15 protein-coding genes are annotated in these 15035 nt (G+C 67.3%); 3 read left to right on the top strand and 12 right to left on the bottom strand.

The window, feature by feature from the left end; translation table 11 throughout:
• The 11 genes from NH448_RS11445 to phnC form a co-directional block, all read right to left on the bottom strand.
• Positions 1 to 1096, bottom strand: a 1096-nt coding sequence (locus NH448_RS11445) for an alpha-D-ribose 1-methylphosphonate 5-triphosphate diphosphatase (RefSeq protein ID WP_253028790.1), incomplete at its 3' end; no start/stop codon positions are given.
• Positions 1093 to 1866 carry a phosphonate C-P lyase system protein PhnL gene (gene phnL / locus NH448_RS11450; protein WP_083970563.1) on the bottom strand — a complete coding sequence of 258 codons (774 nt, stop codon included), beginning with the start codon at positions 1864 to 1866 and terminating at the stop codon, positions 1093 to 1095. The genes phnL and NH448_RS11445, both read right to left, overlap by 4 nt.
• Positions 1867 to 1889: 23 nt before the next feature.
• The gene (gene phnK, locus NH448_RS11455; protein WP_045994228.1) at positions 1890 to 2711 is read right to left on the bottom strand and encodes a phosphonate C-P lyase system protein PhnK; all 822 of its coding nucleotides are present in this window, start codon (positions 2709 to 2711) and stop codon (positions 1890 to 1892) included.
• A complete protein-coding gene (locus NH448_RS11460; RefSeq protein WP_045994227.1) occupies positions 2708 to 3556 on the bottom strand; it encodes an alpha-D-ribose 1-methylphosphonate 5-phosphate C-P-lyase PhnJ in 849 nt (282 codons plus the stop codon). Before NH448_RS11460 ends, phnK begins: the two co-directional genes overlap by 4 nt.
• Positions 3553 to 4767, bottom strand: a complete 1215-nt coding sequence (locus NH448_RS11465; RefSeq protein ID WP_083970562.1) for a carbon-phosphorus lyase complex subunit PhnI — start codon at positions 4765 to 4767, stop codon at positions 3553 to 3555. The genes NH448_RS11460 and NH448_RS11465 overlap by 4 nt, the downstream gene beginning before the upstream one ends.
• The gene (gene phnH / locus NH448_RS11470; RefSeq protein WP_083970564.1) at positions 4767 to 5450 is read right to left on the bottom strand and encodes a phosphonate C-P lyase system protein PhnH; all 684 of its coding nucleotides are present in this window, start codon (positions 5448 to 5450) and stop codon (positions 4767 to 4769) included. The genes NH448_RS11465 and phnH overlap by 1 nt, the downstream gene beginning before the upstream one ends.
• A gap of 2 nt (positions 5451 to 5452) precedes the next feature.
• On the bottom strand, positions 5453 to 5896 hold the full coding sequence (gene phnG, locus NH448_RS11475; RefSeq protein WP_239452594.1) for a phosphonate C-P lyase system protein PhnG: 444 nt from the start codon (positions 5894 to 5896) through the stop codon (positions 5453 to 5455).
• A complete protein-coding gene (gene phnF, locus NH448_RS11480) occupies positions 5893 to 6660 on the bottom strand; it encodes a phosphonate metabolism transcriptional regulator PhnF (protein WP_083970561.1) in 768 nt (255 codons plus the stop codon). The genes phnG and phnF overlap by 4 nt, the downstream gene beginning before the upstream one ends.
• A 91-nt stretch (positions 6661 to 6751) precedes the next feature.
• Positions 6752 to 7546: a phosphonate ABC transporter, permease protein PhnE gene (gene phnE, locus NH448_RS11485; RefSeq protein ID WP_045994226.1), complete on the bottom strand. Its 795-nt coding sequence runs from the start codon at positions 7544 to 7546 to the stop codon at positions 6752 to 6754.
• Positions 7547 to 7636: 90 nt separating this feature from the next.
• Positions 7637 to 8668, bottom strand: a complete 1032-nt coding sequence (gene phnD / locus NH448_RS11490) for a phosphonate ABC transporter substrate-binding protein (protein ID WP_045994225.1) — start codon at positions 8666 to 8668, stop codon at positions 7637 to 7639.
• A gap of 58 nt (positions 8669 to 8726) precedes the next feature.
• On the bottom strand, positions 8727 to 9596 hold the full coding sequence (gene phnC / locus NH448_RS11495; RefSeq protein WP_045994224.1) for a phosphonate ABC transporter ATP-binding protein: 870 nt from the start codon (positions 9594 to 9596) through the stop codon (positions 8727 to 8729).
• Between the two features lie 411 nt (positions 9597 to 10007).
• On the opposite strand from phnC, the gene NH448_RS11500 reads away from it, so the two are divergent.
• Entirely contained in the window at positions 10008 to 10427 is a 420-nt protein-coding gene (locus NH448_RS11500) for a glyoxalase/bleomycin resistance/dioxygenase family protein (RefSeq protein WP_045994223.1), read from the top strand.
• A gap of 9 nt (positions 10428 to 10436) precedes the next feature.
• Here NH448_RS11500 and NH448_RS11505 read toward each other — a convergent pair whose 3' ends face one another.
• Positions 10437 to 10709, bottom strand: coding sequence for a hypothetical protein (locus tag NH448_RS11505; RefSeq protein ID WP_045994222.1), 273 nt, complete (start codon positions 10707 to 10709; stop codon positions 10437 to 10439).
• A gap of 169 nt (positions 10710 to 10878) precedes the next feature.
• Between NH448_RS11505 and NH448_RS11510 the strand changes: the two genes are divergently transcribed.
• Together NH448_RS11510 and rapA are read left to right on the top strand one after the other, a co-directional pair.
• Entirely contained in the window at positions 10879 to 11688 is an 810-nt protein-coding gene (locus tag NH448_RS11510) for a TlpA disulfide reductase family protein (RefSeq protein WP_045994221.1), read from the top strand.
• A gap of 343 nt (positions 11689 to 12031) precedes the next feature.
• Complete coding sequence (gene rapA / locus NH448_RS11515) at positions 12032 to 14971, top strand: RNA polymerase-associated protein RapA (protein ID WP_045994220.1); 2940 nt, start codon at positions 12032 to 12034, stop codon at positions 14969 to 14971.
• Positions 14972 to 15035 lie beyond the last annotated feature (64 nt).

The following is a 15035-nucleotide window of genomic DNA, read 5'->3' on the forward strand; positions in this document are numbered from 1 at the left end:
CGTCGACCTCGCGCACCCGCACCAGATCGGCGCGCAGCCCCTGAGCGATACGCCCGCGATCGTCCAGGCCCACGGCCTCGGCCGGCCTACGCGAGGCCGTGGCCACCGCGCGGGGCAGGTCGTAGCCGTCCTCCATGGCGGCGATACGAAATACCGCATCGAGCAGCGCCGCCGGGTAGTAGTCGGAGGACAGGATGTCGAGCACGCCCAGGCGCACCAGCTCGGCCGCGGCGATATTGCCGGAGTGGGAGCCGCCGCGGACCACGTTGGGGGCGCCCATCATCACCGCCATGCCGTGACGATGGGAGGCCTCGGCGGCCTCCCGGGTGGTGGGGAACTCCGCTACCCGGGTGCCGTACTCGAGGCTTTCCGCCACGTGGGCGACGGTGGCGTCGTCATGGCTGGCCAGGGCCAGGCCGCGCTCGCTGCACAGCTCGGCGATGGCGCGACGGTGGGCGCTGGAATAGGCGGCGCTGTTGGCCAGCTGCTTCTCGATAAAGGCCTCGAGGCTGGCATCGTCCAGGCCGTACTTGCCCTGGTAGTAGACCCGGTAGGCGTCAAGGCTGGCGAACTGGCGCTGGCCCGGCGAGTGATCCATCAGCGACACCAGCCCCAGCAGCGGCGAGTCCATGAAGCTCTTGAAACGCGCCAGAGTATCCGGGTGGCACACCTCGCAGCGCAGGTGCAGACGGTGGTCGACCCGGGCCATGCCGTTGTCGTTGATCGCAGCCAGCGAGGAGACCATCTCGTCGAGGGCCCCGTGGCGCATGCTCTGCTCGTCGACGTCACCGATCGACACTGCGTCGAACACCGTGGTGATGCCGCTGGCGGCCATCTGGGCGTCGTGGGCCAGCGCCGCCTGGCGGCCCGGCCAGGACACCTTGGGCCTTGGCTGGAAGTACTTTTCCATATTGTCGGTGTGCAGCTCGATCATGCCGGGCATCAGGATATCGCCCTGGCAGTCGGTCACCCCCGGGAGCGACACCGGGCCACGTTCCAGCGCCTTGATCACGCCGTCCTTGATCACCAGGCTGCCGTGCACCACCTCGTCGTCGAGCACCAGCCTGGCGTTGGTCAGAATCTGATCCTGGTTCATGAAAGGGACTCCCCGGAGTCGGTCTGACGAAATGAGGTATGGTCTGACGCGGTGCGGTCAGCGTCGGTGCCACCAAGCAGCATATGCCCTTCCAGCTCAAGCAGGCGATCGGCGACCCGCTCGCGCACCTCCTCGTCGTGGAAGATGCCGAGCATGGCGGTGCCACGGGCCTTGGCCTCCTCGATCAACTGCACCACCACCTCGCGGTTGGCGGCGTCCAGCGACGCCGTGGGCTCGTCGAGCAGCAACAGCGGGTGTTCGGCGATAAAGCCACGGGCGATATTGACCCGCTGCTGCTCACCGCCGGAGAAGGTGCCTGGCGCCAGCTCCCACAGCCGCTCGGGCAGGTTGAGCCGCGCCAGCAGGGCCTCGGCACGGGCGCGGGCCTCGGACACGTCACAGCCCCGGGCCAGCAGCGGCTCCATCACCACCTCCCGGGCCGAGACCCGGGGCACCACCCGCAGAAACTGGCTGACGTAACCGATCACGTCGCGCCGCAGCAGGTGCCAGGCATGGGCCGGCAGCGCCGACAGCTCCAGCTCGCCATCTTCGAAGTGCAGCGTCAGCTGCCCGCCGCTGACCCGGTAATTGCCGTTGACCATCTTCAACAGGGTGCTCTTGCCGATGCCGCTGCGCCCGGCCAGCACCAGGCACTCGCCCGGCGACAGGGACAGATCGAGACCGCGCATCACCGGCAGCGCCTGGCCGCCCTGGGCGTGCAGCACGAAGGTCTTGTCGAGCCGCCGGGCGGTAAGAAAGGGGGACGTCATCTTGGACTCCTGAGCAAGCGAATTCATGGCGTCAGCACCGAGGACACCAGCAGCTGGGTGTAGGGATGCTGTGGATCGTCGAGGATCTGATCGGTCAGCCCGGCCTCCACCACCCTGCCCCGGCGCATCACCATCAGGCGGTGGGCCAGCAGCCTGGCCACCGCCAGGTCGTGGGTGACCAGGATCACCGACAGGCCGAGCTCCCGGGTCAGGGTGCGCAGCATGTCCAGAAGCCGCGCCTGGACCGAGACGTCGAGGCCGCCGGTGGGCTCGTCCATGAACACCAGCCTCGGCTGGGTCACCAGGGTGCGGGCGATCTGCAGGCGCTGCTGCATGCCACCGGAAAAGGTCTGGGGCGCGTCGTCGATGCGCGCGGGGTCGAGCTCGACCCGGCCCATCCAGTCCTGTCCGGCGGCGCGCAGTTCGCCATAGTGACGCTGGCCCAGCGCCATCAGTCGTTCACCGACGTTGGCCCCGGCGGAGACGCCCAGGCGCAGGCCGTCCCGGGGGTTCTGATGGACCAGGCCCCACTCCATGCGCAGCAGGGCGCGGCGGCGTGCCTCGCTGATGGCGTAGAGGTCGAGCGCCTCGTCCTTGCCGGGGGAGCCGCCGACCGAGCCGGCTTCCCCGGCGTGATAGACCACCTGACCGCGATCCGGCGCCTCGAGCCCGGAGAGCACCCGCAACAGGGTCGACTTGCCCGAGCCGGACTCGCCGACGATGCCCAGCACCTCGCCCTGGTGCAGGGTGAAATCGATCTCCTCGCAGCCCTTGCCGGGGCCGTACAGGCGCTGGATGGCGCGGGCCTCGAGCAGGGCGGGACGTTCAAGCTGTGGGCGCTTCATGCCTTCTCCTCGCTGCGGGAGTTGCAGTAGTCGGTATCCGAGCACACGAACATGCGTGCGCCCTGATCATCGATGATGACCTCGTCCAGGTAGCTGTCGGTGGCCCCGCAGATGGCGCAGGGCTCGTCCCAGGCCTGGATCTCGAAGGGGTGGTCCTCGAAGTCGAGGCTCTCCACCCGGGTGTGTGGCGGAATCGCGTAGAGGCGCTTCTCGCGGCCGGCGCCGAACAGCATCAGCGCCTCGCTCATGTGCAGCTTGGGGTTGTCGAACTTGGGAATCGGCGAGGGGTCCATCACGTAGCGTCCGTCGACCTTCACCGGGTAGGCGTAGGTAGTGGCGATATGGCCGTGGTGGGCGATGTCCTCGTAGAGCTTGACGTGCATCACCCCGTACTCCTCGAGGGCGTGCATGACCCGGGTCTCCTCCTCGCTGGGCTCGATAAAGCGCAGCGGCTCGGGGATCGGCACCTGGAAGATCAGGATCTGGTCGGCGCGCAGGGTCTTCTCGGGAATCCGGTGACGGGTCTGGATCACGCTGGCCTCTGCCGTGGCGGTGGTGGTCTCGACCCCGGCGACGCGCTCGAAGAAGGCGCGGATGCTGACCGCGTTGGTGGTGTCGTCGGCGCCCTGGTCGATCACCTTGAGGGTGTCGTCGGCGCCCAGCACGCTGGCGGTCAGCTGCATGCCACCGGTGCCCCAGCCGTAGGGCATCGGCATCTCGCGCCCGCCGAAGGGCACCTGGTAGCCGGGGATCGCCACCGCCTTGAGCAGGGCGCGACGGATCATGCGCTTGGTCTGCTCGTCCAGGTAGGCGAAGTTGTAGCCGCTGTCGATGGCGGTGTTCATCGGACGTTCTCCTGGACGTTCTTGGCCTGGGCGTTCGCGGTCTGGGCTTTTTCGGGATCGGCCTTGTCGCCATCGCCTGGTGCAGGACGTGCGCTGGCGGCTTGGGTGTCGGACACGGCCTCGGCCGTGGCGGCGGTACGCTCGGCGTGCTCACGACGCAGGCGGCGAATCAGCTCAAGCTCCGACTGGAAGTCGACGTAGTGCGGCAGCTTCAGGTGCGAGACGAAGCCCGAGGCCTCGACGCTGTCGGCGTGGGCCAGCACGAACTCGGCCTGCTGGGCCGGGCTCTGGATCGGCTCGCCAAGCTCATCGGCGCGCAGGGCGCGGTCGACCAGCGCCATGGCCATGGTCTTGCGCTCGTTGCGGCCGAAGGCCAGGCCGTAGCCCCGGGTGAACTGGGGGGCGGTGTCACCGCTGCCGGCGAACTGGTTGATCATCTGGCACTCGCTCATGGCGATCTCGCCGACGCACACCGGTCCGTCGAAGCCCTCGACCTCGATCTCGACCTCCACCGCACCCTGGCGGATCTCGCCGGCGAAGGGGTGGTTGCGCCCGTAGCCCCGCTGGGTCGAATAGCCCAGCGCCAGCAGGTAGCCCTCGTCGCCACGCGCCAGCATCTGCAGCCGGGTGGCGCGATCCACCGGAAAGTCGGGGGGATCGCGGGTGATGTCGTAGGGCTCGCTGCCATCGTCCTCTTCCCGCTCGATCAGGCCTTCATGGTTGAGACAGTCGAGGATCTGGGGGCAGGCCTCGAGACCTTCCTCGGCACGCGGCGGCGCCGGTGTGGCGTTCTCGACCTCCTCGCCGGCCAGCAGCATGAAGTCGAGCAGCCGGTGGGTGTAGTCGTAGGTCGGGCCCAGCACCTGGCCGCCGGGCACGTCCTTGAAGGTGGCGCTGATGCGACGCTCTATGCACATGGCGCCGGTATCCACCGGCAGGGTCTCGGCCAGCCTCGGCAAGGTGGTGCGATAGGCGCGCAGCAGAAACACCGCCTCGACGGTGTCGCCGCTGGCCTGCTTGAGCGCCAGGGCGGCGAGCTCGGGATCGTACAGCGAGGCCTCGGCCATCACCCTGTCCACCGCCAGCCCCAGCTGTTGCTGGACCTGGGACACCTCGAGTTCGCGCTGGTCGCGCTCTCCACGACGACGATCGGCCATCCAGCGATGGGCATTGGCGATGGCCTTCTCGCCTCCTTTCACGGCGACATACATCAGGCGGTCTCCTCTTGATGTTCGGCGTCGTCTGTTTCCGCCAATCCAGCTCCGGACAAGCCAGCTCCCGACAGACGGGTGCTGCGGGCGATGGCAGTGAGTCGCGTCCCGCTGCTGATAAAGGCGTCCAGCCCCCGGGGGAAGTGGGCACGATTGGCGGCGAGCACACGCATCAACGGCAGCACGCGCTCGGCGTTACCCAGCGCAAGGCCGCGCTGACCGGGTACCCCGGGACCGGATAACCACCAGTCCTCGCCCTGCGCAAGTGCCTCGACCGTCACGATCAGCGTGGTGCTGCGATCGGGCCAGGCGTCCGAGCCCAGCGCGAAGCCGTCCTCCCGGGACAGGGTGTCGGGGGTCACCAGGGCGAAGTCGGCCTGGGCCGGGTCGTCGGTCAGTCGCGCCCCGGTGTGGAAGGCCAGGGCGGCGGCAAGGTTGGCGCCAGCCAGCTCCTGGTCCACCCACACCCGGGTATCGAGGTCGCACAGTGCCAGCAGCGCGCCCCAGGCGGCGGGCGAGATCGCCGCGCCGGCCGGCAGCTCCGGCAAGACAAGCTCGGTCAGAGTGCCGGGCTCGGACATGGCGCTGAGCAGCTGACGAAACAGCCGCTGGCTGTCGTGAACGGGATCGACGAGTCCCGGCCAGTCGTGGGGCCGGACGGCCTCGGAGGTCTGCTGGGTCATGTTCATTCGCCCCTTACCATGGTGAAGAAGTCGACGCGGGTGGCGGCGGCGGTCTGCGAGGCCTGGTTGCGCTGCTCATCGAGTGCCTGCTCGAGCGGTGCCATCAGTTCGCTGTCGATACGCCTGGCCCAGTGGTCGTGGTGAGCGCAGGCGTCGACCAGGGCGATCAGCTCGGCGTGGGCCTTGTCGCGACCACGCACCCAGCCATGGCCAAGGGTGCCGTCATCGAGGGCGACGCTGGCCCGGGTCAGGGTCATCTCGCCCAGGTTGAAGGCCGATCCACTGCCGCCCATGCGGCCACGGACCATCGCCATGCCGGTCTCGGGGCCACGCACGCAGCGGTGGCTCGCCTGGATGCCCAGGGACTGCCAGCCTTGCGCAAGACGGTCGAAAGGAGTCAACGCGAGCAGGCGATGACGTTGCGTCGGGGTCATGGTCGGTGTCATGAGAAGCCCTCGTCGTCGTGGGACTGCGGACGCTCGTCCGCGGGAAAGTCGAAGTGATAGGCCAGCCGATCGGCCCGTGCCCGACTGACGGAGATCTCCACCAGACGACCATCGGCGTCGACGTTGTCACTGGTCAGCACCACCAGCGGCGCCAGGCGGGCGCACTGCAGCATGCGGCTGTCGTCGGCGTCGGCCTGGACCGCTTCCAGGCGCACCCGGGAGCGCCTCAGGCGCAGCCCGTAGTGCTGGTCCAGCAGCGCCCGGGTCGAACCACCGCGATAGCGATCTAGCCAGCCCGGCACCCGTTCGGGGTCGAACCAGTGGCGCAGCCGCAACAGCGGGGCCCGGTCGACATGGCGCATGGTGTCGACACACAGAAGGCTCTCGCCCGGCCCACGCGCAAAGCGCTGGGCGATGGCCTCCGGCGGCACCGCCAGGCCCTGGGTCAGGCAGCAGGTCTCGGTGGCCAGGCCCAGTTCCGCCAGGTTGTGGGTGACCTTGCTGGCGGCGTTGACCGCATAGTCCAGGCGGCGGTCCACCACCTGGGTGCCACGGCCCTGGTGACGGGTCACCATGCCGGCGGCCACCAGTTCGTCCAGCGCCCGGCGTACGGTGTGGCGGTTGACGCCGAAGCGCCTGGACAGCGCCGCTTCGCTGGGCAGCAGATCGCCGGGAGAGTACTGCGCCCGGACTTCGCGCGAGAGGACATCGGCCAACTGGCGATAGCGCGGCGGGCTGCCTGCCTCGGTCACTTGTCTAGACATCTTCGCTCCAAAAAAGAAGGTATCGGGTGGTGGCCGAAGCCACCGGCAGACCAGCCGTTCTGGTCTGCTTACTCGGCTCTGCTGTGTCAGCCTAGATGAAGCGCTTGCGTACGAACTGCGAGGCCATGTCCAGCGCCGTCACGGCGATGATGATCACCAGCATGATGGTGGCCGTCTCGGCGTACTGGAATCCGCGCATGGTCTCCCACAGCGCCACCCCGATACCGCCGCCACCGACCATGCCGAGCACCGTGGCCGAGCGGATGTTGGACTCGAAGCGATACAGGCTCACCGAGATCCACAGCGGCAGCACCTGGGGAATCAGACCGAACACGATCTCCTCGATGCGCCCTGCTCCGGTGACCCGAATGCCTTCCATGGGCCCGGCCTCGGCGGCTTCCACCGCTTCGGAAAACAGCTTGGCCAGCACCCCGGTGGTGTGGATGAACAGCGCCAGGGTTCCGGCGAAAGGCCCAAGCCCCACCGCCACCACGAACAGCATGGCGAATACCAGCTCGTTGATGGCACGGGTGGCGTCCATCAGTCGGCGCACCGGCTGGTAGACCCACCAGGGCACCAGATTCTCGGAGCACAGAAGGCTCGCAGGAATGGCGACCAGGATGGCCAGCAGGGTGCCCCAGATGGCGATCTGGATGGTCACCAGCATCTGCTCGATGTAGTGGCCGAGGTTGCCGAAGGCCGGGGGAAAGAAGTCGCCGGCCAGGGTCGCCATATTGTCGGCGTTGGTCACCAGCAGGCTCGGGCGCATCTCGACGCCCTGCCAGGACCAGGCCAGCACCGCCAGGCCGACGCCCCACAGCGCCAGGGTGGTCCAGCTACGCTTGGGCGGCAGGCTGATGCCGGAAAGTTGTGTCTGGGTGGTCATGCGTTTTCCTGGGGGAACTTGAGAAAGCGGTGACAGCGTGAGCGGTCCAGGCCGCGCCGGGCCTTCGTCCCGGCGCGGCCTGGCGTCACATCAGCCGGCGTTGGTGGCGGCATCCTCGGGCATCGCCTCGGCGGCCTGCACTTCCTTCATGCGCGCGTCGAGATCGTCGAGCTGGCTGTCGATCTCGGCCAGTCGGGCCTCGCGATCGCCTTCGTCCAGGCTTTCGTCCTTTGCCACCTCGGAGCGCTCCTTGAACAGCGCCAGCTGACGGATCGGCAACAGCTGGTCGTTGTCGGAGGCATCGAAGCCAGACCACTGCAGCGGCTCGAGAATCTGCTGCTCTTCGGCGTCATCGCCGTAGTTCAGGAAGAACTCACGCAGCTTTTCCTTGGTGGCGTCGTCCAGGTCGCCGCGCCACACCAGCGGGTCGGACGGGATCAGCGGCGACTTCCAGATCACCCGCAGCTGCTCGGCCTTGTCCGGCGCGGTCACTTCCAGACGCTCCATGCCTTCGGTATTGAAGGTGGCCACGTCGACCTGCTGATTGGCCACCGCCAGGGCGTTGGTCTCGTGGCTGGAGTTCAGGGTGCGCTTGAAGGCTGACGAGGCGTCGACACCGTTCTTGGCGAAGACGTAGTAGCCCGGCACCAGATAGCCGGAGGTGGAGTTGGGATCGCCGTTGCCGAACACCAGCTCGGAGGCGTTGGCCAGGACGTCATCGACGCTTTCGATGTCGCTGTCCTTGTGGGTGATCATCAGACTCCAGTAGCCCGGGGCTCCGTTGGCCGCCACGGTCTGGGCGAAGATCTCGCCGTCGGCACGATCGACGGCTTCCATGGCCGACTTGTTGCCGTACCAGGCCAGGTCGATCTGATCAAAGCGCATGGCCTGGATGACCGCGGCGTAGTCGGTGGCGAAGAAGGGCTCGACCTCCATGCCGATCTGCTCGGACATATCGGCCAGGAACGGGTCCCACAGCGGCGCCAGATTCTGGCTGGCCTCGGTGGAGATGATGCCGAACTTGAGGGTCTCGGTCTCGGCGGCGGCCAGCTGGGCACTGGCGGCGAGGCCGATACCGGCGATCAATGGCAGCGACAGGCGACGAAAGGATGCGAGAGACATGGGATTCTCCTGAAGGTTATCGGTCGTTGTGGGAACAGGTGTCGCAGGATGTGGTGGCTCAGCTATGGACGACCTGCGCCGACACAGCCGTCTGGGCCTGGGTGTAGCTCGGCTCACGCAGCGGTGACGGCAGGTCGGGTTGACTGCCGGCACGCAGCTCGTCGAGGCCGGCGTTCTCGTACAGGGTCTTGAGGCGTGCGTCGGTCAGCTCGGAGGTCTTGCCGTCGAAGTACAGGCGCCCATCCTTGAGCGCGATGGCCCGGTGGCAGTAGCGCCGGGCGATATCGACCTGATGCAGGGTGATGACCACGGTGCGGCCATCCTCGGCGTGAATCCGCTCGAGGATCTCCATCACCTCCCGGGCGCTGCGCGGGTCCAGCGAGGCGATGGGCTCGTCGGCGAGGATGACGTCGGCGTCCTGCATCAGCACCCGGGCGATGGCCACCCGCTGCTGCTGACCGCCGGAAAGGGTGTTGGCACGCTGGTAGGCCATGCCCTCGAGGCCGACCCGAGCCAGGCACTTGAGGGCCCGTTGGCGTTCCTCGTCGCTGAAACGACCGAGCAGCGCCCGCGCCCGCGGCATGCGCCCGAGCTGGCCAATCAGCACATTGGTCAGCACGCTGAGGCGATTGACCAGGTTGAACTGCTGGAAGATGTAGCCGACCCGGCAGCGCTGGCCACGGCTGGCCCGGCGAAGGCGACCGCTGGCCTGGATCTCGCGCCCCAGCAGGCTGACTCGGCCACCGCGATCACGGTTGCAGCAGGTCAGTCCGACCAGATGACGCATCAGGGTGGACTTGCCGGAGCCGGATGGGCCGATCAGCGCAACGATCTCCCCCGGGGTGATCTCGAAACTGACATCCTCGAGCACTCGGCTATGGCCGAAGTTCTTGTTGAGCCGCTCGACGATGATGGTGGGAATGGACATGACGCCTCTCCTCTAGGAATGGCGCCAGTCTGGACATCAAAGATGAAGGCCAGTTGTCTAGACAATGTCATTGAGATGACAAATTTCCCTGCACACGGAGCAAGCGCTCCGGCATTACCTCGCCAGAGGTATAAAAAACAAGGAGTTGGGGTTGGCTGTCATGCAGCGGTCACGTCATTGCCGCCGATTCGTCATACTCAGGCAGGGCGACCTGTCGACGAAGACGTCGTCCACTTGTACGAAAAGGAAGTTGGACAAGACGCCCTGGAAAGGGCTGCAAGGAGGCACCCGCAAGCGGCCAATCGCCACGCCCATAGCGCCAGGCGATAGAGGCCATAAACAGGCTTGAAGGGAAAACCGGCGGCTTCGGCGCCAGACTGAATCCGACACATGATCCCACGGAGGCATGTCATGCAGCATCTCAGTCTGGAGCCGGGCGCCCTGGAGGTCAGCGACCTGGCGGGAATGCGTCGGTTCTTCGAGACGACACTGGGCCTTCGGGTGCTGGTCGCCAGCGACACTGGGGTGACCCTGGAATTGGGGGGCGGCGAGAACACCCAGGTGCTGATGTTGCTGGCGAGCCACACCCCGACGCCGCCGAGAACACTGAATCTCGAGGTCGACGCCGCCAGCTTTCCTGCGCTGCGTCGACGCCTGGAAGACTGCGGACACGAGTGCGGCTTTGTACAGAGCTGGGAGGGAGACAACAGCACCTCGCGTCAGTGCGCCTTTCGGGTGGTGCTGTGCCGGATGCCGGAGGGGCACTGGCTGAGGCTTACCGCCATCGATCCGGCCCGCTGCGCCTCATCGACCCGAGAGGTCCGGGCCTGACGCTGTTGGTCAGTCATGTCCCTCGTCCCCCTCGTCATCGCCCTCATCATCACCCAACAGCCGCTGGCGCCGTTCGTCACGGAACTTCTGCAGGCGGTTGTTGCGGTAGCGCCGGACGATCGCTACTACCAACGCCACCACCAGCATCAGCCCCAGGGTGAGCCCCTGCCACGGGCGCGGGTGGTCCAGGGTGGTGCCGAGCACAAAGATCATCACGAAGCCGAGGGCCTGGCTGCCGATGGCCAGGGCGCGCAGGGGGTCGAAGGTCTTGGGTGGTGACATCACAGATCCTGATCAGAGAGATGGCTCGAAAACCGATGGCCCGGCAGGCGGCTCGAGATGACAGCGCGCATCGGGCGCAGTAGCCTTGCCGGATCGAGCCCACCAAGTGTACCTGCTCGCCTGCGCATTTTCGTGCTTTCGCGTTTCCCCAATGGAGTTCGCCCCATCCATGGATGCCATCGCCATCGGTCCGGTGCTAGTGAGCCTGCCGCGTCTCTACGCCCTCGTCGTCACCCTGCTGCTGCTGGCCGCCAGCGCCTTCCTGATGGGCCTGCCCCGCCGCCGCCACGGTCGCTGGTTCAACGGCCTGATGCTGGCCTGGCTGGTCGGCGCTCGCCTCGGGCACGTGCTGCCGCACTGGGCCGCCTATCAGGACAACTGGCTGGATATCATCAAACTGTGGCTGCCCGGCTACAGCGGGGTCTGGGGGCTGGTCGCCGCCGCCCTGTGGACCCTGTGGTCACTGCGTGATCGCCTCGGCGCCCTGCTCGGTGCCCTGGGTCTGACGCTGGTCGCCTCGCTTGCCTGGCTGGCGCTGGTCAGCTGGGCGCCGCTGTCGGCAAGTCCGGCGCCACAACGCGTGCCAGAGCTGACCCTGGAAGACGTCGATGGCGCCCCCATCGAACTGGCCTCGCTGGCAGGCGGCCCCACCGGCAAGCCGCTGATCATCAATCTATGGGCTACCTGGTGCCCGCCTTGCCGGCGCGAGATGCCGTTGTTGGCCGACATCGACCAACGCGACGACGTCACCGTGGTCGTGGCCAATCAGGGCGAGCCGCTGGTTCAGGTCGCGCGCTACCTGGACGAGGCCGGCCTGGACTTTCGCTACCCCCTGCTCGACCCGCGCCAGCAACTGCTGGCAGCGAGTCAATCTCCCGGGCTACCCACGACACTGCTGTTCGACGCCGAAGGGAAGCTGCTCGAGCGCCATGTGGGGGAGCTGACCCTGCCTCTGCTGGACGACTGGCTGGCGCGCTGAAACTTTGCCAACCTGAGCACATACTGCAGGTGAACCGCACCCGCAGTCTCAGGGCCGAGGGGGACACCCCGCCTCGGCCCGCCCAACCTGTCTTTTCCTGCACTGACGTAGCCTGAATCCCCCACCTCACGGCCGAGCTCATCGCTGGCCCGGGCACGGCGGCAAGCGCGGGGGCGTTTCGGGAACGCCTCGATGCGAAGGTTTCAGCCGCCATGCGACATCTGATCACGGGCATGACGATGGCGCTTAAGCCAGACTGAAGATTGCTGTAAGATACCGCGCCCTGTCGGCGGCGGGCCTGGCCCGCGACCACGAACCGTAACGACGCATCTCCCGAGGCATCATGAGCGACTTCTCTCCCGGCCAGCGCTGGATCAGCGACGGCGAGGCCGAACTCGGCCTGGGCACTATCCTGAACTGCGACGCGCGCAGCGTCACCGTGCTCTTCGGCGCCAGCCAGGAAACCCGCACCTACAGTACCCGTCTTGCCCCGTTGACCCGAGTCGCCTTCGGCAGTGGTGATCGCATCCAGTCCGCCGAGGGCTGGCAGATGACGGTGGACGACACCAAGGAAATCGATGGCCTGATCGTCTATATCGGCGAAGACGACAAGGGCGAGCTGTGCGAATTGCCGGAGGCCCGGCTGGCCGACAGCATGCAGTTCGACCAGGCCCGAGATCGTCTGCTGACCGGCCAGGTCGATCGCAACGACTGGTTCGACCTGCGCTTTCGCACCCTGCATCACTACCATCGCATCGAGCAGAACCCGGCGCTGGGTCTGGCCGGCCCACGCATCGATCTGATCCCCCATCAGCTGTACATCGCCGACGAGGTCTCCTCGCGTCAGGCGCCTCGCGTGCTGCTGGCCGATGAAGTCGGCCTCGGCAAGACCATCGAAGCCGGACTGATCCTGCATCGCCTGCTGCTGACCGGGCGGGTCGAGCGCGCGCTGATCCTGGTGCCGGCGAGCCTGACTCACCAGTGGCTGGTGGAATTGCTGCGACGCTTCTCGCTGTCGGTGACCCTGCTCGACGAACAGCAGAGCCAGGCCCATGGCGATGCCAATCCCTTCGAGGCCGGCCAGCTGGTGCTGGCAAGCCAGGACTGGCTGTTCGCCAACACCCACCGCCAGCAGCAGGCCGAAGCCTGCGAGTGGGACCTGCTGATCGTCGACGAGGCCCACCACCTGGAGTGGAGCGAGGACGAGGTCGGCCCCGGTTACGCCTGCGTCGAGCGCCTGTCCGGCGCCACCGAGGGCGTGCTGCTGCTGACCGCGACGCCGGAACAGATGGGGCTGGCCAGCCACTTTGCCAGGCTGCGCCTGCTCGATCGCGATCGCTACTCGGACCTGGAGGCCTTCCGCGCCGAAGAGCAGGGCTATGTGGCGGTGGCCGAGGCCATCGACGCCCTGGGCGATGTCGACGGGCCGCTGGATGCCGGCGCCCGGGACACCATCGGCGCGGTCGCCGACGACGGCGACAGCCAGGCGCTGCTGGCGACCCTGTCCAACCCCGAATGCAGCCTGGAACAGCGCCAGCAGGCCAGCGCCCAGCTGCGAGACCAGCTGCTCGACCGCCACGGCACCGGCCGGGTGATGTTCCGCAACAGCCGTCGCCACGTCGGCGGCTTCCCTGAACGTCGCCTGCACGTCGACAAGCTGGAGCTGCCGTCGTCCTATCGCCGAGTGCTGCGTCGCCTGGCGCGGGACGAGGACTACCTCGACGAGCTGCTGATCGAGACCGGCCTCGACCACCCCGAGGTGATGGTCTATCTGGACGGCATGTACAGCGCCCTGACCGAGGATCCGCTCAACGCCGAACCCTGGTGGCAGTTCGACCCCCGGGTGACCTGGCTGCTCGAACGGCTGACCGAGATGGGCGACGACAAGGTCCTGGTGATCGCCCACGACCGCGAGACCGCCCAGGGGCTGTCCGACGGCCTGCGCGTGCTCGGCGGAGTACAGGCGCCGGTGTTCCACGAGGACCTGTCGCTGGTCGAGCGCGACCGTGCCGCCGCCGCCTTCGCCGATGACGAGGACGGCTGCCAGGTGCTGGTGTGTTCCGAGATCGGCTCCGAAGGCCGCAACTTCCAGTTCTGTCGTCATCTGGTGATGTTCGACCTGCCGCTCCACCCGGACCAGCTCGAGCAGCGCATCGGCCGTCTCGATCGCATCGGCCAGCGCCACGCCATCGAGATCCATGTGCCGGTGTTCGAAGGCAGCCCCGGCGAGAAACTGCTGCGCTGGTATCAGGAGGGGATGGACGCCTTCAGTGCGCCGCACGGTATCGGCAATGACCTGTTCGACGCCTTCGGCGACGACCTGGCCGAGAGCCTGCTCGACGACGAGGCCCTGGAAGAAGTCATCGGCGAGACCCGCGCGCTGTTCGACGCCAAGCTGGCGGAACGCGACGCCGGTCGCAATCGCCTGCTGGAGCTCAACGCCTGCCGTCCCGAGCGGGTCGAGTCGGTCAAGCAGGGGATCGTCGAACTCGACGAGGACCGCGCCCTGCCACGCTACCTCGACCAGGCGCTGGACATCTTCGGCGTCGACAGTCGCGAACTTGGCAACGACCTGACCCTGCTGTCACCGGGCTCGCACATGCTCGACGGCCTGCCAGGGCTGGTGAAGGGCGAGGAAGGCTTCACCGTGACCACCTCGCGCTCCCGCGCGCTGGCCCGGGACGACGTCCAGCGGCTGTCCTGGGAACACCCGCTGCTGCGCGAGATGATGGGCCGCATCCTCGACGGCAACATGGGCAACACCGCCCTTGCCCTGCTCAAGCATCCGGCGATCCCTGCCGGCCGGCTGATGGCGGAGCTGGTGTTCCGCACCCACTGTCCGGCACCGAAGCGCCTGCACCTCAATCGCTTCCTGCCGCCCACCGCGGTGCGGGTGCTGCTCGACGAGTCCGGCGCCAACCTCACCGACAAGGTGTCTTTCACCGGTCTTTCGAAGAACCTCAAGAAGGTCAAGAAGGCGGTGGCGCGGGACCTGATCAAGAGTCGTCACGACCAGCTGCGAGACCTGCTCGACAGCGCCGAGGCCGAGGCCCAGCGAGAGCTGCCGACGATCGTCGAGGCCGCCCAGGTGCGCATGCGCCAGACGCTGGACAACGAGCTGACCCGACTCGAGGCCCTGGCACAGCGCAACCCGTCGGTACGCGAGGACGAGATCACCGCCCTGCGCGACGAGCGCCAGGCGCTGGACCAGGCCATCGAAGGCACCCGCCTGCGCCTGGACGCCGTGCGTGTGATCGTGACCATCGACGACGACAGCCGCTAAGGGTGGCCCCGCGCTGCGACCGACAGCGCGGGGCTCCTGCTGTTTGCGAGATGTGTCCGGTGCA

This window comes from Halomonas sp. OfavH-34-E (assembly GCF_024124525.1).
GTDB classification, from domain to species: Bacteria; Pseudomonadota; Gammaproteobacteria; order Pseudomonadales; family Halomonadaceae; genus Halomonas; species Halomonas litopenaei.